Annotated in this window: 18 protein-coding genes and 1 tRNA gene; 7 read left to right on the top strand and 12 right to left on the bottom strand. The window is 52.8% G+C overall.

The window, feature by feature from the left end; translation table 11 throughout:
- Positions 1 to 8: 8 nt before the first annotated feature.
- From CHH28_RS01510 to tkt, 6 genes are all read right to left on the bottom strand, one after another.
- The gene (locus CHH28_RS01510; RefSeq protein ID WP_157729719.1) at positions 9 to 422 is read right to left on the bottom strand and encodes a DUF3106 domain-containing protein; all 414 of its coding nucleotides are present in this window, start codon (positions 420 to 422) and stop codon (positions 9 to 11) included.
- Complete coding sequence (locus CHH28_RS19800) at positions 412 to 627, bottom strand: hypothetical protein (RefSeq protein ID WP_157729718.1); 216 nt, start codon at positions 625 to 627, stop codon at positions 412 to 414. The genes CHH28_RS01510 and CHH28_RS19800 overlap by 11 nt, the downstream gene beginning before the upstream one ends.
- A 10-nt stretch (positions 628 to 637) precedes the next feature.
- Complete coding sequence (locus CHH28_RS01505; RefSeq protein WP_094058651.1) at positions 638 to 1,033, bottom strand: DUF3619 family protein; 396 nt, start codon at positions 1,031 to 1,033, stop codon at positions 638 to 640.
- Positions 1,017 to 1,556: an RNA polymerase sigma factor gene (locus tag CHH28_RS01500; protein WP_199243970.1), complete on the bottom strand. Its 540-nt coding sequence runs from the start codon at positions 1,554 to 1,556 to the stop codon at positions 1,017 to 1,019. The genes CHH28_RS01505 and CHH28_RS01500 overlap by 17 nt, the downstream gene beginning before the upstream one ends.
- Before the next feature lie 85 nt (positions 1,557 to 1,641).
- A complete protein-coding gene (locus CHH28_RS01495) occupies positions 1,642 to 2,412 on the bottom strand; it encodes a substrate-binding periplasmic protein (protein WP_157729717.1) in 771 nt (256 codons plus the stop codon).
- A 112-nt stretch (positions 2,413 to 2,524) separates the two neighbouring features.
- Positions 2,525 to 4,525, bottom strand: coding sequence for a transketolase (tkt, locus tag CHH28_RS01490; RefSeq protein WP_094058649.1), 2,001 nt, complete (start codon positions 4,523 to 4,525; stop codon positions 2,525 to 2,527).
- A gap of 477 nt (positions 4,526 to 5,002) precedes the next feature.
- Between tkt and CHH28_RS01485 the strand changes: the two genes are divergently transcribed.
- On the top strand, positions 5,003 to 5,737 hold the full coding sequence (locus CHH28_RS01485; RefSeq protein ID WP_233243702.1) for a substrate-binding periplasmic protein: 735 nt from the start codon (positions 5,003 to 5,005) through the stop codon (positions 5,735 to 5,737).
- 132 nt (positions 5,738 to 5,869) lie between these two features.
- Here the strand turns inward: CHH28_RS01485 and CHH28_RS01480 are convergent, their stop codons facing one another.
- Complete coding sequence (locus CHH28_RS01480) at positions 5,870 to 6,586, bottom strand: TrmH family RNA methyltransferase (protein WP_094058648.1); 717 nt, start codon at positions 6,584 to 6,586, stop codon at positions 5,870 to 5,872.
- Positions 6,587 to 6,643: 57 nt separating this feature from the next.
- Positions 6,644 to 7,399, bottom strand: a complete 756-nt coding sequence (locus CHH28_RS01475; protein WP_157729716.1) for a TetR/AcrR family transcriptional regulator — start codon at positions 7,397 to 7,399, stop codon at positions 6,644 to 6,646.
- A 266-nt stretch (positions 7,400 to 7,665) separates the two neighbouring features.
- Between CHH28_RS01475 and CHH28_RS01470 the strand changes: the two genes are divergently transcribed.
- The 5 genes from CHH28_RS01470 (at position 7,666) to CHH28_RS01450 (ending at position 13,757) form a co-directional block, all read left to right on the top strand.
- Positions 7,666 to 9,129 (top strand): flavin-containing monooxygenase, encoded by a 1,464-nt coding sequence (locus CHH28_RS01470; RefSeq protein WP_094058646.1) that lies wholly within the window; start codon positions 7,666 to 7,668, stop codon positions 9,127 to 9,129.
- Between the two features lie 14 nt (positions 9,130 to 9,143).
- Complete coding sequence (locus tag CHH28_RS01465) at positions 9,144 to 10,082, top strand: alpha/beta fold hydrolase (RefSeq protein ID WP_157729715.1); 939 nt, start codon at positions 9,144 to 9,146, stop codon at positions 10,080 to 10,082.
- A gap of 72 nt (positions 10,083 to 10,154) precedes the next feature.
- Positions 10,155 to 11,018, top strand: a complete 864-nt coding sequence (locus CHH28_RS01460; protein WP_094058644.1) for an SDR family NAD(P)-dependent oxidoreductase — start codon at positions 10,155 to 10,157, stop codon at positions 11,016 to 11,018.
- Between the two features lie 204 nt (positions 11,019 to 11,222).
- The gene (locus CHH28_RS01455) at positions 11,223 to 11,744 is read left to right on the top strand and encodes a GAF domain-containing protein (protein WP_094058643.1); all 522 of its coding nucleotides are present in this window, start codon (positions 11,223 to 11,225) and stop codon (positions 11,742 to 11,744) included.
- Between the two features lie 30 nt (positions 11,745 to 11,774).
- Positions 11,775 to 13,757: a M3 family metallopeptidase gene (locus CHH28_RS01450; protein WP_094058642.1), complete on the top strand. Its 1,983-nt coding sequence runs from the start codon at positions 11,775 to 11,777 to the stop codon at positions 13,755 to 13,757.
- 64 nt (positions 13,758 to 13,821) lie between these two features.
- Here CHH28_RS01450 and CHH28_RS01445 read toward each other — a convergent pair whose 3' ends face one another.
- Entirely contained in the window at positions 13,822 to 14,151 is a 330-nt protein-coding gene (locus CHH28_RS01445) for an LptA/OstA family protein (protein ID WP_157729714.1), read from the bottom strand.
- Positions 14,152 to 14,423: 272 nt separating this feature from the next.
- Between CHH28_RS01445 and CHH28_RS01440 the strand changes: the two genes are divergently transcribed.
- Positions 14,424 to 14,840, top strand: a complete 417-nt coding sequence (locus CHH28_RS01440; RefSeq protein WP_199243969.1) for a hypothetical protein — start codon at positions 14,424 to 14,426, stop codon at positions 14,838 to 14,840.
- Between the two features lie 65 nt (positions 14,841 to 14,905).
- Here the strand turns inward: CHH28_RS01440 and CHH28_RS01435 are convergent.
- The 3 genes from CHH28_RS01435 to dnaG form a co-directional block, all read right to left on the bottom strand.
- A tRNA-Ile gene (locus CHH28_RS01435) sits at positions 14,906 to 14,982 on the bottom strand.
- Between the two features lie 127 nt (positions 14,983 to 15,109).
- Positions 15,110 to 17,035 carry an RNA polymerase sigma factor RpoD gene (gene rpoD, locus CHH28_RS01430; protein WP_094058640.1) on the bottom strand — a complete coding sequence of 642 codons (1,926 nt, stop codon included), beginning with the start codon at positions 17,033 to 17,035 and terminating at the stop codon, positions 15,110 to 15,112.
- A 137-nt stretch (positions 17,036 to 17,172) separates the two neighbouring features.
- Positions 17,173 to 18,999 (bottom strand): DNA primase, encoded by a 1,827-nt coding sequence (gene dnaG, locus CHH28_RS01425; protein ID WP_094058639.1) that lies wholly within the window; start codon positions 18,997 to 18,999, stop codon positions 17,173 to 17,175.
- Between the last annotated feature and the right edge of the window lie 252 nt (positions 19,000 to 19,251).

The raw sequence follows: 19,251 nt of genomic DNA, 5'->3' as shown, positions 1-19,251 counted from the left end.
TTGTCGATTTAAGGCCGGGGCGGTGGGCGGCGCTGACGATCAAACTGTTGCTTTAACCGCTGGCGCTGCGCTGGGTTAAGTTGTTGAAACTGACGATATTGGCGTTTCAGCTTTTGGCGTTTATGCGGCGGCAAATGCAAATACTGCTGCAATTGCTGCTGCGCCAGCTCCCGTTGTGCTTTGGGCAGGCGTTGGAAACGTTCAAAGCGTTGACGCGCTTTTTTCTTTTGCGCCGGGCTCAATTGATTCCAGCGTTCAGCGCCACGAATCAACTTGGCCCGCTTGTGATCGTCGAGGGAATCCCAGCGCTGCTCAAAGGGTTTGAGGGTGGTTTGCACATCCGCCGGCAATTGGCCGAACTCCTGCCCCCAGGCACCGTGACAACAGATCAGCAGTAGCGCGAGAAAGACTTTATTCAACATGGCTTGCCTCCTCGTTGCTGTGGGTCGTGGTGGTGTGCTGCTCGCTAACGTCATCACTGGCATCATGGTTTTCGTCATGCTCGCCGTCGGCTGGAATCATGCTGAGCGGATCAATGACCTCGCCTTCATGGTCTTCGCTGTCGGCCAGAAACAACAAAAATGCTTCGTCATCGATGGCGCTGGGCTCTGCGAATAGCGGATTCATTAACATGCCACTACCCACGATCAGCAGGCATATCCTGCTCCAATAGCCACAGCGCAAACTCCAAATCATCGGCCACATCAACGTCGTCATCACTCAGCTCTGCCAGGGTGGTGATGAAGTCTAAACCAGACAGCTGCGGAGCGGTTAATTCCTGTGAGCTGGGCGGCGATTGATTGATCGACCACCACAGCGGCATGGCCAGCAACACGCTGGCAGCAATGCCCCAGGCTGGCGTGGTCAAACGCTGACGACGGACAGGCAGTTCAATAACCCGATCGCTACAGGCTGCATTCAATGCGGCTTGGCGAGCCTGCGCCAATCGCTGCTCAGTGTCCGCTGGCAGCTGCTCGACGCTGCGATCAAGATGCTGATGCAGCTGTCGCTCTAGCTCACTCGGCTTCTTCATGTAACACCTGTTGCAGTTTCTTCAGTGCCCGGAAGTAATGGGTTTTGATACTTCCCGGCGAAATATTCAGCGCCGCGGCGGTTTCTTCCACCGACAGTCCTTCCCAGCTGCGCAGCAGAAAACACTGCTGTTGCTTGAGCGGCAATGCCTCAATGGCGGCCAGAGCACGCTTGCCCAGATGTTGCTGTTGCAAATACTCATCCGGCCCAAACTCAATCGCCTGGCTGTGTTGCTCGAGCCAGTTGTCATCGTCTTCACTGGTGGTCGGCTGGGGCGTAAACCAGCGCCGCCAGCGGCTTTGACTGCGATGAAAGTCGAGAATACTGTTCTGCAAAATGCGATAGAACAGCGCACGCCACTGCTGGCTTTGTTCGGTGCCTTGCCAGTGGCCGTAACTCTGGGCGAGTTTGATCATACTGTCTTGCACAATATCCAGCGCATCGGCTTCGTTCTTCACCGCCAGTTGTGCCATACGGAATGCTTTACGCTCCACCGCGGCGAGGAATTGATCCAGTGTCTGCACCCTTGAGTTATCTCCGCAGTCTGCTGTTACTCAGGCTGTTTCCGGTATAACGAGTGGCGCGGGAAATGGTTGACCGTGACAGCAATTATTTTTCCAGCATGTGATAACCCAACTTGGGGTCGAAGGTGAGTGGATAGCCGAGTACGCCACTCCAATATTGCGCTTGCTGGCTGACAAAATCACTGCCAATGAGTTGCTGATAGGCCTGCTGCCAGCGTTCGACTTGCTGTGCCGGTGTGTTGGCCGAAAACACCAGGTAGCTGGCCGATTGGCGAAAGGTGTGGGCGATTTTCAACTCCTCGACAGCAATGCCCTGTGTCGCTGCCAGAATCGGCGCTTCGATGTCAGACGAAATCCAACCATCGGTGCGGCCGCTGTGCATCATTCGCAGGCCTTGGACATGACTGCGGGTTTGTTCGATTTTGCTGCCTTGTTGTTGCCAAAAATCGACCCGCCAGTCACCGCGAGTGCCGCTTAGGGTCAGTGACAGTATGTCTGTGCCGTTAGTCAGCGCTAACTCATATTGCTGGCGCACCCAGATAACATGACGGCGCGTGATTACCGGCCCGATAAAGTGCCAGCCCAAGGCCTCGCGTTCTGCGGTACGGCCGATGGTAAAGGCCAATACGGGCGTCTCGCTGTGCTGCAAAAGGTGAATCACCCGCGCTGGCGGCAGCACTTCGATGTTGGTGCTCGGGGCCAGTTGTTGCCGTAAGGCTTCCACCAGCTCCGTGGTGGTGCCAGTAAATGTGCCATTCAGGCGATAGTTGGTGGGGGGTTCTTCCAGGCTGATGATACGCAAGGCATGGCTTTGCAGCGTCGTGAACAGCAACAGAAAGGCAACTAACCGCAGCATGCCGTCCTCCATTGAAAACTGTCTCCAACTTAGCCGATCCACACTGCAGACACAAAAAAGCCGCAGTCTCAGCTGCGGCTTTGGTGCTATCACCAGGGTGAGGCTGGACAGTTTACAGCAAGCTGTTGACTGCCTCGACCACGGCGTCTGTGGTGATGCCAAACTCTTTGAACAAATCGCCAGCTGGCGCCGACTCACCAAAGGTATCCATACCAATGATCTTGCCGTTGAGGCCAACAAACTTGTACCAGAAATCTTTGTGCAGTGCTTCTACCGCGACACGTGCGCTCACGCTCGCAGGCAGTACCGACTCAATGTAAGCAGCATCTTGCTTGCAGAACACTTCAGCCGACGGCATAGACACCACACGTACCTGCTTACCAGCCAGCTGCTCAGCTGCTTCTATGGCCAGATTTACTTCCGAGCCAGTGGCAATGATGATGGCATCAGGGGTGCCCGTTTGTGGGTTAACAGCGTCGCGCAGAATGTAGCCACCCTTGGCGATATTGGCCACTTTCTCAGCACTGCGTGGCTGATGCTTCAAGCCCTGACGGGAGAAAATCAGCGCGCTTGGGCCATCTGTGCGTTCAATGGCGGCTTTCCAGCAGGTTGCTGACTCAACGGTGTCGCAAGGACGCCAGGTTTCCAGGTTAGGTGTGTTGCGCAAGTTAGCAACCTGCTCAACCGGCTGGTGAGTGGGGCCGTCTTCGCCCAAACCGATGGAATCGTGGGTGTACACGAAGATGCTGCGTTGCTTCATCAAGGCAGCCATACGCACGGCATTGCGAGCGTATTCCATAAACATCAGGAAGGTAGCGCCGTAGGGGACAAAGCCTTTGTGCAAGGCGATGCCGTTCATCATGGCGCTCATGCCAAATTCACGCACGCCGTAAAACAGGTAGTTGCCCGAGGCGTCGATGTCGCTTACGCCTTTGGCATCTTTCCACAAGGTCAGGTTAGAGCCAGCCAAGTCGGCAGAACCACCAAGGAACTCAGGCAGCATAGGGCCAAAAGCGTTGAGGGTGTTTTGCGACGCTTTACGTGATGCGACCTCTTCCCCTTTGGCTTGGCACTCTTCAATGTAAGCTTGGGCTTGGGCCGCGAAATCAGCTGGCAAGTCGCCAGCCATACGGCGTTTAAACTCAGCCGCCAATTCTGGGTGCGCTTGCGCATAGGCATCAAACTTGTCATTCCAGTTTTGCTCAGCTGCTGCGCCTTTTTCTTTCGCGCTCCAGCCCTGGTACACGTCTTCAGGAACTTCAAACGCACCGTGTGTCCAGCCCAGACGCTCGCGTGTTAAGGCAATTTCATCGTCGCCCAGCGGTGCGCCGTGACATTCTTCTTTGCCTTCTTTATTAGGCGAGCCGAAACCAATAATGGTTTTGCAGCAGATCAGCGTTGGCTGCTCGCTATTGGCGCGGGCCGTGTCGATGGCTTGTTTGATTTCTTCTGGATCGTGGCCGTTAACGCGAGGAATTACCTGCCAACCGTAAGATTCAAAGCGCTTAACCGTGTCGTCTGTAAACCAGCCTTCCACTTCGCCGTCGATGGAAATGCCATTGTCATCGTAGAAGGCGATCAGTTTGCCCAAGCCCAAGGTGCCGGCTAGAGAACAGGCTTCATGGGAAATACCTTCCATCATGCAGCCGTCGCCCATAAACACATAGGTGTTGTGGTCAACGATATCGTGGCCATCGCGGTTGAACTGGGCAGCCAGTACTTTTTCAGCTACGGCCATGCCGACACCGTTAGCGATGCCTTGGCCCAGCGGACCAGTGGTGGTCTCGATGCCAGGGGCATAGCCATACTCAGGATGGCCTGGTGTTTTTGAATGCAGCTGACGGAAGTTTTTCAGATCATCAATGGTCAGATCGTAACCGGCCAAATGCAGCAGTGAATAAATCAGCATGGAGCCGTGACCATTGGACAGCACAAAGCGGTCGCGATCAGCCCATTCTGGATTATTGGGGTTATGTTTGAGGTAGTCGTTCCACAGGACTTCGGCAATATCAGCCATGCCCATTGGGGCACCGGGGTGGCCGGATTTGGCTTTCTGAACGGCGTCCATACTCAAAGCGCGAATGGCATTGGCCAGTTCGGAACGGGTGGTCATGTAACGACTCCTGCAATCATGGTGATTGGTTGATTAGATAAGAGGCTGTCACGGCCCACACCGCTACCCCTATTCAGAGGCGCGCTATTGTCTCTCAGAATGGCCTTGGCGGCAACGCGGGTACTGTGTTTACTTGGGGCGCTGTTGCATGAAAGGGTTACAGGAGTTTGGGCCGGTTACATAAACTCAGTGTGGTTGGATAAAGAAACGGTGCCGCGTGAACTGGGGTTACGATTTGTGTCGCGACGGTAATGTTATGAGCCAGTCGGCGCTTATTTGCGTCATAAAATTACTTAGTGGCGCCCCATGTCGGTGCCTTGATACGACATATATGACAAGTTTTTTACTAGTGCTGGCTAAATACTATACAGTAGGTACAATCCGCGCAGAAACAAACCATAACAATGTTTGACAACCTAGCGATACCAATCAGCTAGGCTATCAAAGAAGCACCAGCACAGCGGAGATGACACAGGCATGAAAAAACTGTTTGCAATGACGGCCCTGATCCTGGCTTGCCATGCACAGGCAGACAACAAGTTGTTCCTGTTTACGGAGCAGTTCCCGCCCTACAACATGACCTTGGATGGTCGTCCGTTTGCGCATGATGCCGAGGAAATCGGCGGCCTGTGTACCGACATGGTGAAAGAGATTATTCAAAAAGTTCCTTACGAAGTGAAAATCAAACTACGTAACTGGAGCTTTGGTTTGGACCGTGTTAAGCGCAAGCCGAATCACGGTATTTATTGTGCCGCCCGTACGGAAGAACGTGAAGCCTGGTTTGAGTGGGTGGGCCCGCTGACCAACATTGGTTGGACGCTGTTCTCGCAGCCGGAGTCCAACATTACGCTGAACTCGTTAGCCGATGCGAAAAAGTACGAAATCGGTGGTTACAAAGGCGATGTCATGACCAACTACTTGTTGGAGCAAGGCTTTAACGTCTCGGTGATCAATAACGACGCGCTGAATCCACGTCGCTTGCAGCTCGGTCAGATCGATCTTTGGGTATCCGATGAGCTGGCTGGCCCATACACTGCGTCGGATGCGGTCAATATGGACCCACGTAAAGTACTGACGTTTAAAAACACGCCGCTGTACTTGGCGCTGAACAAAGACACCGATCCTAAAATGGTGGCGGCGCTGCAAAAAGCCGCGCAAGAGCTGATCGCTGACGGTACTTTTGCTGCTATTGAGAACTTGTACGGTCGTTAATTCGGCCGCATTAACCGGCTTAGTCGTCGACTGAGCCGGTCTTTCCTCACTACTTTCCCCAGATTTTCTGCCTTCCTAACGTGCTTTTATCCTGCCCTGGGTTTTGGCTTTGCTGTTAAAGACTGAGCGGACTTAGCCGCGCTGAAGTTCGTACACACACATGTTGACGGTGGACGCTAGATTCAGCGACTCAATTCGCCCTTGCCCGGCGATGGTAAATGCTTGCGCTGCAGCCAATGCATCACGCGGCACCCCGCGCGCTTCATTGCCAAAGATCAGACAATCGCACCGATGAAAGTCGTTATGAGTGACTGCAGCTCCTTGCATATCCAAATATCCCAGCGACTGAAAGCGCTGGGGTAACGACTCCAGGCTGACATCTTGCTCTATCGGCACATGAAAGGTGGCTCCCATGCTGGCACGTAACACCTTGCTATTGAACGGATCGACGCTGCCTGGGCTCAATAAACAGCGAAAGCCACCAAACCAGGCCAGGGTGCGTAATATCGTACCGAGGTTGCCCGGATCCTGAATTTGGTACAAATACACCGCGCGCTCAGTTGCAACCTTGGGTTGAATCGCGTCCATGGGCACGACAGCGACAATGCCTTGCGGAGTCTTGGTTTCCGACAGCTGTTTCATTTGCCGCTCACTGATCAAGTGCTTGCGCCAGTCGCCTGGCCAGTCCTGATAGTGCTCGGTAATCCACAGTTCGGCATTGGCCAGTGCTGGATTGTGCTGGCGGGCTTTGTCCAGCTCTTGAATAAGGTGTTCACCTTCGAGCAAAAAAGCACGCGACTGTTGGCGATACTTTTTCTGCTGCAGTTTTTTAACGTCGTCGAATTTCATACGGCCCCCGGCAATTGGCGCGAGTATAGCGCTGCGCTATGCACTGTCCAGCGGCGCTTATGACTGACGTCGCAGTGCGCTGTGAAATAGCAACAACGCGCTATCGACCAAGGTTTCAACCGGCGTGTTATAGCCACTTTGCAGCCAATGCGTGGTCATTTGCCGAATCGCCCCGACCAACCCCATGGCCAGATACAAATCGTGCTCTGTTGGCGGTTGCTGGTGTGCCGACAGCCTTTGTGCAGTGTGCAGCACCAGTTTGGCAAAGCTGCGGATGTAGCTGTGATAGTGCTGATCCATGGAGTCACTGACGCCCTCCAACTCGATCATGCAGATTCGTGCGATGCGCTCATCGCGCATGTATTGAAAGAACTGCTGCAAGGTACGGCGAAACAACAGCGTTGCGTCGGTCGTCGCAGCGGCAGGCTGAACGCTGGCGTACACCTGCTGATACAGGCGATCCATACAGTCGCTATAAACGGCGCGCAATAACCTCTCAAGGCTGCCAAATTCGCGGTAGAAATAGCGGTCGGTGAGTTTTGCCTCGCGGCACAGGCCTCGCACCGTGGTGTGGCGAAAACCGTGACGCCCAAATAGCTCAATACCGGCGGCAATCAACTGCTGCTGTTGTTGCTGACGACGCTGGGCTTGGCTTAAGCCGGCGTAGCGACGACGCGGCGCAGAGGGCTCGCAGATGCCAGCCGTTGCGCTGTTGTTGGCGACAGTGTTGGGGGCGCTGGTGTCGTTGTCTGTGCGCTGGTCGCTTGATCGGGGGGTTGGCGGAATCGGACTCATAATAGTATTTGACGACACGTGTCGTCACAAATAGAGTGGAGTTTTCTATCATCAGATAAGCGCAGAATAATAACAATGCCTTGGACCAACACCGGAGGCTCTATTGCGGGAATCACCACGACAGGGCAAGCAGGCCTTGCTGGATAAATAAAACATCCAAATTGTCGGTAGCCTTGCTGTGACGTGGCTTGCCAGTGTGCGATTACAAGTCGATGTGCTAGGCAGGCTAGCACTCAATTCTTGTGGCGACAGATGAAAATAACCATTCAAAAAGAGGTTGCAGCGTGTATACCGTCATCATTATTGGCAGCGGCTTTGGCGGTCAGTGTGCCGCGATCAACTTGAAGCGCCGTGGCATTGACGATTTTTTAATTCTGGAACGACGTGAGTTCATGGGCGGGACCTGGGCACAAAACTCATACCCAGGAGCGGCGGTGGACGTGCAGTCGCCGTTGTATTCGATTGAGTCGGAGCCTTACGACTGGTCACAAATGTTTGCCGAGCAAGATGAACTGCGTGAATACACCGACCACGTTATCGACAAACACCAATTACGCCAGTGCACGCAAACCAATACCAATGTGCAGCAAATACGTTGGCATGAGGAGCGCCAGTGCTGGTGCATTGCCACGCAGCACCCACAACACGGTGAGCAGCAATTTGAGGCGCGGTTTGTCATCAATGCCTCTGGGCCATTGAGTACACCGGTGATACCAGACTTTAATGGCAAAGATTCCTTTAATGGAGAGTCGTTTCATACCAACAACTGGAATCATGACTACGACCACCGCAGCAAAAAAGTTGCGATTATCGGCAGCGGTGCCAGTGCCGCACAAATTATTCCCGCCATTGCCCATGAAGTGGAGCACCTGCACGTTTTTCAACGCACACCACATTGGGTAATTCCACGGCCAGACTATCGCTTTAAAGGTTGGCAGCGCTGGTTGCTGCGCCGTCGCTGGATTTATCGAGCATTACGTGAGGCCATTTATTGGGGCTTAGAAAGTCGGGTGATCGGCTTTAAATACTCCAGCACCATGCTGGAGCTATTGGCCGGAAAGCGTGCTCGCCAGCATATTAAGCGACAAATTTCAGACCCCGAACTGCGCCGTAAAGTAACGCCCGATTTTACCATTGGCTGCAAGCGTGTCATTTTGTCTGACACTTTGTACCCAGCGTTATGCCGTGACAACGTCACCTTGCATGATAAACACGACGGCATAGCGGCAATTAACGCCGGCGGTATTGCTACGGAACAGGGTGAGCAGCTGGATTTGGATTTGATTATCTATTCCACCGGTTATGACGCCACTGATGGTGTTATCTCCTATCCCGTGATTGGTCGAGATGGCCAACAGTTGGCCGATGTCTGGCGAGACTATCCAAGAGCCTATTTAGGCACCAGCGCACCGGGCTTTCCAAACCTGTTTATTGTCACTGGCCCCAATACTGGCATTGGCCATACTTCAGCCATTTTTGTGATAGAAGCACAGATGAATTACATCATGACCGCGCTGGAAGAGGTGGGCCGGCGTTACAAGTCGGTGATTGAGGTTAAGGCCGACGCCGAAGAGCGTTATACCCAGCATATTCACCAGGAAATGGAAAAAACTGTTTGGCACACTGGTGGCTGTAATAGCTGGTATAAAAGCAAAAGCGGCAAGGTCATTGCCATGTTTCCGGGGTTCAGTTTTACCTTTCGCCGCTGGACGAAAAACTTTCGCCAAGCTGATCATATTTTCTCCTGACAATGAGTGTTGCAATGAAAAAAGTCATGGCTCTATTTTCAGTATTAACCTTGGCCGCTTTGCTGGGCGTGGTACAGGGTGCTTATCTGCCGCTGGGGCAATGGTTGTACGAGCACGCCACCGATTGGGAAGCGAGTCTGTACGGCTTTGAGCAACAACAAGTGGATATTGGTGATATGCAGCTGGCGCTGTACCGCAACCATAATCCGGGCAAACCTGTGATTGTTATGTTGCACGGCTACAGCGCTGATAAAGACGTGTGGCCAAGATTTGCTCGCCATTTAACCGACGACTATCAAATCCTGATTCCGGATATGGCCGGCCACGGTGATACCGAGTTTCGTATGGACTGGGACTACGGCATGGTGGCGCAAGCGCAGCGTTTGTCACGTTTGCTGACGGCGCTGGAGATCGAGCAGGCACACATCATCGGTAATTCCATGGGCGGTTATCTCACCGCTATTTTTAGCTTGTATCACCCGCAGCAAACGTTATCCGCGACCATGGTCGACCCAGCTGGACTGACATCACCAAAAGCCAGTGATTTGGAAAAAATGCTCGCTGAGGGGCGCAATCCGTTTTTGATTAATAATCGCCAGGAATTTGATGAGTTTTATGCCATGACCATGGCGAAACCGCCTTTTTTACCAGATATGGTGCTGGAAGCGGTGGCCCATGAATACATGAATCGCCGGGAAGAGTTGGCCAAAATATTTGCCGATTTTAATCGTGGCATTGGGCTGCAACAGAAATTGCCACAGCTGCAAGCGCCAGCCATGTTGTGGTGGGGAACGGAAGATCGGCTACTGCACGTCAGCGCGGTAGAAACCTGGCGACAAGCGCTGCCGGATATGCAAGTGCACATTTGGCAGGACATTGGTCATATGCCAATGGTGGAAGTGCCGCGCCAGGCCGCTGAGCGTTACCAGGCTTTTTTGACCGCTCTTGAATAAACGCAACACAGGTTTAACAGGCCCAAGAGACGTCGGGCCGCCATAATAATAATCATCACCTCGGAGATACAGATGAAATCACTCAGGAATAAAGTGGCGGCGGTAACAGGCGCCGGATCTGGCATTGGACGTGCACTGGCACTGCAGCTGGCCAATGAAGGCTGTCACCTGGCGTTGGCGGATATCGACAACCAAGGGTTGGACGACACCTGTGAATTGTTGGCGCATCAACCCGTGACCGTTACTCGGCAAACATTAAATGTCGCAGATGAAGCCGCTGTGTTTGCCTGGGCTGAGCAAGTGGTAGTGGATCATGGTCAGGTGAATCTGATCATCAATAATGCCGGGGTGGCACTGTCGGGTACGGTGGATGGATTGAGTCTGGATGACTATCGCTGGATTATGGACGTTAATTTCTGGGGCGTTATGTATGGCAGCAAAGCGTTCCTACCAAAACTACAGGCGTCGGGCGATGGCCATATCGTTAATATATCCAGCGTGTTTGGTCTGGCCTCACAGCCGTTGATGAGCGGCTATAACGCCAGCAAGTTTGCGGTTCGCGGTTTTACCGAATCGCTGCGCCAAGACTTGGAGCTGACCGGCAGCTGTGTCAGCGCGACCAGCGTGCACCCTGGCGGCATCAAGACCAATATTGCCAAAGCAGCGCGCATGGATCACAGCTGTGAGCGGGCGACTGGTGTCAGCAATGCTGCGGCCACCGCCGACTTTGAGCGCATGTTCATTAACACGCCGGAAAAAGCCGCGCGTACCATCATTGCTGGCATCGTAAAAAATAAACGTCGTGTGCTGATTGGACCCGATGCCAGAGTTTTTGATTGGCTAGTGCGTTTGTTGCCATCGGCTTATCAACGACTGTTTACCGCAGCGGTGCGTCATCAAAGTCGCGCTCAGACCAACCGCGCCACACAAGCTTAAACGTACAGGGGTGCCAGAACATAGCTGGCCCTGCACTGCCCTCTTACGCTGGCGGTAAGCCACCGTACTGCCACCATGGTAAAGCTACCATGGTGTAAACCTCAGTTTTCTGCGGTTGTTCCTCATACGCGTAAATGCCGTACAATCACATCCCTTCGTGCGGCCGATTACCCTCGGCCCGGGTCCATTGTGTGAGGAGTCGTCATGAGCGATACACACCACTGGCAGCGTGCTGTGACGCCCGCTGCTGAATCTGAGCAACGTCACGATCACTACCGCTTGTTGCTGCGTCAGGCGGAAGCGCTGATCGCAGACGAGCCTGATTTAACCGCCAATTTGGCCAATGTGGCCGCTTTACTGTACCAAACGCTGGGCTTCTGGTGGGTTGGGTTTTATTTGGTGAAAGAGGATCAGCTGGTGCTGGGGCCATTTCAAGGCCCCACCGCCTGCACCCGCATCGATTTCGGGCGCGGTGTGTGCGGCACCGCCTGGCAGCAACAGCAAACCCAGCTGGTGGCCAATGTGCACGAGTTTCCTGGCCATATTGCCTGCAGCGGTGATAGCCAATCTGAAATTGTTGTGCCGATCGTGCACAACCAGCAGGTGGTTGCAGTATTGGATATCGATTCCGCTCGCCTGGACGATTTTGGCCCCCAGGATAAAACCTGGTTGGAGCAGTTGGCCGCCCTGTTAGGTCAGCATTGGCCAGAAACGCACCAAGCTTAACAAGTACAATAATTTCTAGGATGTAACAGTATGAAGTATTTCCGCACAGCGGTATTAACGGCGACGTTGCTGAGCGCTCACTCTGTCGGGGCAAGTGAACTTCTGATTGATGGCATGAATGCAACGGCCAGTGCCAAAGATTGGCAAACATTGTGTGAACAGCAATTGTCTAAGGCGCGCGAGCATTTTACTGCGGTAGAGCAAGGTACTGGGCCTGCGAATGTTGAAACAGTGCTGCAGCAATACGAACAGGTAAATTATGCGCTTCAGCCGCTGATGCCTGCTTCCTACATCAAAGCGGTTCATCCTGACAAAGCAGTGCGAGATTCAGCCGAGGCCTGTATACAAAAGATCGCAGATTTTGATTCGTCAATTTATTTATCACAGCCATTTTATCAGCGCTTGAGTGCAGTTGACGACACGAACCTGAAAGCCGATACACGTTTCTTTTTACATCGTTTACTAAGGGACTTGCGTCGCTCAGGTGTTGATCGTGATGAAGAAACGCGAAACAAAATCTTTGCATTACAGCAACAAATTACCGAGCTCGGTAATGAGTTCGGTCGCAACATTCAAGAAGATGTTCGTACACTGGAAGTGGGTATTGATGATCTGGCTGGCCTTCCTGAAGACTATATCGCTGAGCGGGTAAAGACGGGTGAAAAAACGGTTACTCTAACGACAAACTACCCTGATTTGTATCCTGTGTTGACTTACGCTCATAGCGATAAGCTGCGCTATGATCTGCGTGTACTGGCCATGCAGCGTGGCTATCCTGCCAATGCAAAGGTGCTTAAAGAGCTCATATCTCGTCGGCATGAGATGGCCAAGATTCTCGGTTACAACAGCTTTGCTGAGTACAATATGGAAACCGAGATGATTGGCTCACCAGAAAAAGCCAATGCATTTCTACAACGTATTAACACAGCTTTAAAAGACTCGGTTGAACAAGAAAGCCAGCGTGCGTTGGCGCGCTTACAGAAAATCGACCCTACCGCCAAAATAGTCAATCAATGGCAAGCATCTTATATCGACAATCTTATTCGACAGGAAGAGTATGCTCTTGATGCTAAAGAGGTACGCCAGTACTTCCAGTATGCGAATGTGCGCGATGGCGTATTGAAATTATCTGAATCCTTGTTTGGAATAGAGATTCGACCTTGGAAAACCGAGGTTTGGCATGAGGACGTTGAAGCGTACGAAATCTTAGAAGATGGTAAGCTGATTGGTCGTTTCTATATGGATAACCATCCTCGTGATGGGAAATATCAGCATGCCGCCTATTGGGGCTTGCGTAACGGTATTAAAGGCAAACAAATACCACTGGCAGCGCTGGCTCAGAACTTTCCTAAAGGTTTAATGGAGCATGGCCAAGTAGAAACCTTCTTGCATGAGTTTGGTCACTTGCTGCATAGCATCTTTGCCGGTCAACATCAGCGCTGGTTGGACAACTCGGGGCTGGCAATGGAGTGGGACTTTGTAGAAGCACCGTCGCAAATGTTGGAAGAGTGGGTATGGGACTATGGCACGCTAAAAACATTTGCACAGAATCAGCAAGGCGAGGTCATTCCTAAAGAGCTGTTTATGAAGATGAATAAAGCTCGCGACTATGGCAAAGCCACAGGCACCGCCGTGCAACTATTCTATGCCCAGTTATCCTTGCAGTATTATATGAATGACCCTGCTGGGTTTGAACTGCAACCCATGATGGTTAAGTTGCAACAGCAGTACTCACCATACCCGTATATGGAAGGCACTCACTTCTACGCCAACTTTGGCCATCTAGACGGTTACAGCTCCAACTATTACACCTATCAATGGTCGTTGGCGATTGCCACGGATCTATTCTCTCGTTTCGAAAAAGAGGGGTTAAATAACCGTGAAATCGCTCAGGCGTATCGTGACAAGATTCTTGCGGCGGGTGGAAGTAAGCCAGCAGCGGAAATGGTGGAAGATTTCTTGGGGCGTCCGTTTAATGAAGACGCTTACATCAACAACTTGAAGTCACTGTAGTCAACAGAGCCTGCCGCTGCTGCGGCAGGCTCTGCTCACTGATGCTCCATAATCGTAATGACCATCAATGCGTTTGCGTTAGCACCACCTGCTGAGCACTGGCGGAAAGGCCGGTAGCATCCTCCACAATAGACAAAGTATCGGTAGTCAATGTGTCGCCATTGTTCAGCGTCAGTTGCACCTGGCCACTCAGTTGCGTGCCGTCTGCTCGCACTTCTTGTACGTCGGACTCCATACTGTGCAGCTCACCTTGATTCAACTGGATATGCACGTTACCTGAGTAGGTGGATACCTGTTTATTTTTGCTCACGCTGATGCTGTCTGCCGAAATCTCCAGCGCTTGCACAGAGCTACATAGAATAAGTAGGGCGATGGCAGGAAGGGTATGTCTCATTTTTAGGCGTCCTTTGCTTTTTAGGTTTACGGCGATCATAAAAACAATGGTCCTACTTTGCATGCAGATTTTTACCAGCATGCCACTACCTTGGTCGTATCGATGGGTATCCAGTTAGAAATAATACGCTGCTGATAACACTTGGTGTGTTTTAGCGGTGGTTGTTGTTTGTTTTGTTATTAATGATTGTGATGATGAAAGTGAGAGATTTGCACAGAATTTATACAAGTGATTTTGGTCTAATACGATTAACAGATATTTGAAAGAAAGCTATGAAGAAACAGTGGAAATTTTGTTTGCCGCAGCAGCGTACTTTTGAGCACGCGGCTCTGAGCGGTATTGTATTTCGTAATGATTGGGTGGTTATTGCCAATGGTCGAATGAAGATCTCCGCAGGTTATGCCTGGGATGGATGTAGCCCTAAGTATCAACTATTGGGGTTGTGGTCGATTGGCACACCAGATGGCGTATTGAGAGAAGGTGAGGCATGGATGTACGAGCCGTCATTGGTGCACGATGTACTGTGCCAGTTTCGCATCGATTTGCCGGTGACCAAGGCCCAAAGCCTGCAGATCTTTGACGATATGATGGCGCAGCGTCGCTGGCCATTGCGGCGAGTATACCGCTGGGCAGTGGATAAGTTTGGCCCACAGGATTGGGCTAGTGAGGATCGCCAGCAAGCGGCTTAGTGTTTTCGGCAATGATGCACATGCATCAGTCATTGGCGAGAAAAATAGAAACAGAGTTTTTTAAATGGTGGGCCCGCCCAGACTTGAACTGGGGACCTGCCGATTATGAGTCGGATGCTCTAACCAACTGAGCTACGGGCCCTAAACAGGAAGGTGGCGTTGCAGTCGCCAAGGCTGTCAAAACAGCGAAGGGCATTATAGGCGGCTTGTACGAATCGCGCTACCCCTTTGATTTCACATAAAAAAGCCCGGCGAGCCGGGCTTTTTTATTATTCGTCGATAAAGCTTCGCAAGTGGTCAGAGCGGCTTGGGTGGCGCAGTTTGCGCAGCGCTTTGGCCTCAATCTGACGGATACGCTCACGCGTAACATCAAACTGTTTGCCCACTTCTTCCAACGTGTGGTCGGTGTTCATATCGATGCCGAAACGCATACGCAAAACCTTGGCTTCGCGCGCTGTAAGGCCAGCTAATACTGAGCGAGTGGCATCCGTCAGACCTTCGGTGGTGGCGGTATCGAGTGGCGACTCAGACTGAGTGTCCTCGATAAAGTCGCCCAGGTGCGAATCTTCGTCGTCGCCGATTGGCGTTTCCATCGAAATCGGCTCTTTGGCGATTTTCAGCACTTTGCGAATTTTGTCTTCTGGCATATCCATGCGCTCTGCCAATTCTTCTGGCGTCGGCTCACGGCCCATCTCCTGCAGCATTTGCCGTGAGATACGGTTCAGCTTGTTGATGGTTTCGATCATGTGCACCGGAATACGAATGGTGCGCGCTTGGTCAGCAATGGAGCGCGTGATGGCCTGACGAATCCACCAAGTGGCGTAGGTCGAGAACTTATAACCGCGACGGTATTCGAACTTATCCACCGCTTTCATCAAGCCGATGTTGCCTTCCTGAATCAAATCCAGGAACTGCAAACCACGGTTGGTGTATTTCTTAGCGATCGAAATCACCAGACGCAGGTTAGCTTCCACCATTTCTTTTTTCGCGCGACGAGCACGGGCTTCACCGATGGAAACGCGACGGTTAACTTCTTTAATGTCTGGAATAACCAGGCCAACACGATCTTCGACGGCTTTGATTTTCTTCTGCGCGCGGAAAATTTCCAGCTTGTAAGTATCGAGTTTGTCTGAGTATTTGTGACCGCCAGCGATCAGCTCTTCAATCCACTGGTTGTTCACTTCGTTACCAGGGAAATTGCCGATAAATTCTTTGCGGTCCATGCCGCATTTGCGCGTCATCATCACCATGATTTGGCGCTCTTGCGCACGCACTTGATCCAGCGCTTCGCGTGCTTGGCTCACCAGCTGGTCAAAGTATTTGGGCGTCAGCTTGATCGGGGCAAAGCGCTCGGCCAACAGCGCCAAGGCTTCTTCCGCTTGCTTGCTTGCACGGCCGTGTTTTTCCAGCGCGGCTTCAGCGGCAATGTGAGCGTCTTTGATCTCATCGAAGCGACGGATGACCTCGGTCAGGTCAATGCCGCTGTCTTCTTCTTCGTCCGAGTCGTCATCGTCATCGCCGATGTTGTCGTCTGTTTCCGCATCTGGTCCCGATTGTGGACCTGGCTCTGGTGTTTCATCGGACGGGTCGATAAAGCCACTAAAGATGTCGCTCACACGATTCGGGTCTTCTTCTGCTTCCTGGAAGGCATTCAGGACCACGCTTACGGCGCCTGGGTAGTAGGCCAGGGCAGACATCACTTCACGGATGCCTTCTTCAATGCGCTTGGCGATAACAATTTCGCCTTCGCGTGTCAGCAGTTCAACGGTACCCATTTCACGCATGTACATACGCACTGGGTCGGTGGTACGGCCTACGTCCGATTCAACCGATGCCAGCGCGGCTGCGGCTTCTTCAGCAGCAGCGTCATCCGCGGCTTCATTAAACAGGGACTCGCCATCAGGGGCGTTTTCGGACACCGGAATACCGATGTCGTTGATCATACGGATGATGTCTTCAACTTGATCCGGGTTGGCAATATCGTCCGGCAGGTGGTCATTCACCTGTGCAAAAGTGAGGTAGCCTTGCTCCTTACCTTTAGCAATAAGTTCTTTCAAACGGGATTGTTGGGTGTTCGCTGACATAGAAGCCCTGTGTTCCGTATTGTGAGGCGCAGAAAAGCGCGGGAGTATAACTTTTAACCGCTCTTTAGGCCAGCCGTGCCGGAGGATTGTTCCCGACTGATGCCCTGTCATTGTGGGCGCGAGGCGTGATCGTATCGGTTCGGGTGCTGGTGGTGGCTGTCAGGTCGTCGGTGTTGCCCGTGTCGTGCTGGGGCTTGAAGAAATATAGGGGCGATAAGGCATATTTCAAGGCCCTTTTGCATACGCGGCTAGCGCTGATAAATCGCCGTGCGCTTACGATGTCGCTGGTGGCGCTGTTTGCTCAGTTCGCGCAGCCGCTGTTTGTCTTGCTCGCTGAACGACTCACCGGCTCGTAGCCGTGCTTGCAGCTGCTGCCATTCGGCATCCAGGCGGCGTGTATCCATTTTCTGTAACGCATGTTCGATGGAGCTGGCGCTGGCAATGTGTTGCTGCTGTGCGGCTTGCTCGGCCAGTGTTTTTAACTCTTGCTGGTAAGGCGACCCTGTCCATTGGATGATGACTCCAATGCTGTTGTGCTGGGGCGCTTGCTGTAGCTTGCGGATTACTTCAATCAGCAGTCGTTCATATTCGCTTTCGGCATCGACGTCGGGCAGTTCCAGGCCGTCAGCAAGCGATGGTTGCAGCAACAAGCTGCACAGAGCATAGCGCGCGCCGACGTCGTTCGGGCGGCTCATGGCCGGTGGCTCGCTGGGCATGGCCGCGTGATCGACGTAATCGGGCTCTGGGGCGTGAACGGGTTCGGGTTGTTCAGCCATTTGCTGTTCAATTTTCTCCAGCGCATGGCTGGCGACCCCGGTTTCTTTTACCAGTTGCTGCTTCATTAAGTCACGCAAGGCGCCCTGCGGTAGGCGCGCAATCAGTGGTGCTGCCAGTTGATCGAAGCGTGCTTTGCCGTCCATGGTATCGAAGTCGACCTGCTGCTTGAGGTGCTTAAACAAGAACTCTGGTAAATGATCAGAGGCGTTTAACCGTTGTTCAAACGCTTCTTTGCCTTCGCGTCGTACCAGGGTGTCCGGGTCGTCGCCGTCGGGTAGAAATAAGAAGCGCGCTTGGCGGCCACCTTCCAATACCGGCAACACCGTTTCCATGGCGCGGGCAGCGGCATTGCGCCCGGCGTCATCGCCATCGAAGCAGAAGATAACTTCCGGCACGATGCGAAATAACCGCAATAAATGATGTTCGCTGGTGGCCGTTCCTAGGGTGGCGACGGCATAGTGAATGCCATACTCCGCCAGCGCCACCACATCCATATAGCCCTCAACGATGACAAAGCGCGTGAGCTTTTGGCGGATTTTTCGCGCCTCAAACAAACCATACAGTTCGCGGTTTTTCTGGAACACCGGCGTTTCCGGCGAGTTGAGGTATTTGGGTTTTTCATCACCCAATACACGCCCACCAAAGGCAATCGTGCGGCCGCGCTGGTCGCGAATAGGGAACATAATGCGATCACGAAAGCGGTCGTAGCAGCGGCCGTCCTCTTTTTCGATCAGCATGCCGTTGCTGATCAGTTGCCGCTGGCGTTCTTTATCGTCGCTGACCAGCGCCTGCAGCAGGTTGTCCCAGCCCGGCGGCGCATAACCAATGCCAAAGAATTTGGCGGCCTTGCCCGATAGGCCACGCTGCTGCAGGTAATCGATGGCACGCTGGCGCTCAGGGTGCTGGCGCAACATCTGCTGATAATACTGACTGGCGTCCTGCAGGCGCTCGTACAGCGGTTGATGTTCTTGTTGTTGGCGTGCTTCGAGGCTGTTTTGCTCTCGTGGCACCTCCACACCAACTTGCGCAGCCAGCTTGTCGACGGCATCGGGAAAGCTCAGGCCGTCAAACTCCATCACGAATTTCAGCGCGCTGCCGGTGGCACCACAGCCAAAGCAGTAATAGAACTGTTTGTCCGGGCTGACGGTAAATGACGGGGTATTTTCGTTGTGAAACGGGCAGCAAGCCGAGTAGTTTTTACCGGTTTTCTTCAGCTTAACGCGGCTGTCGACGACATCAATCACGTCAACGCGGGCAAGCAATTCATCGATAAAAGACTGCGGTATTCGACCGGCCATAAAGAAGGCTTACTGTGCAACAAGGTTTAACAGAATACGGTGCAAAGCCGGCGCTGGCCAAGCATGAATTTAGGCTGTGGCGCTGTGCTGTCTTGGCTGTGAGTTTGTGAGTGTCGACAGCGTCGTGTCACAGCGCTGCGATATCACTTGGCGACGTCATGCAGCATTTCACGCTACGGGCGCAGGGTCGGCAGGCGTGGCTGCGACGATTGAAAGTAGCGCTTTGTGGCAGCTGCCAAGAAACAACAAAAG

Origin of the sequence: Bacterioplanes sanyensis, from assembly GCF_002237535.1 — a bacterium.
Taxonomy (GTDB): domain Bacteria; phylum Pseudomonadota; class Gammaproteobacteria; order Pseudomonadales; family Oceanobacteraceae; genus Bacterioplanes; species Bacterioplanes sanyensis_A.
Note: the sequence above shows the minus strand (reverse complement) of the source record. Positions and strands in the feature narration are given on the sequence as shown.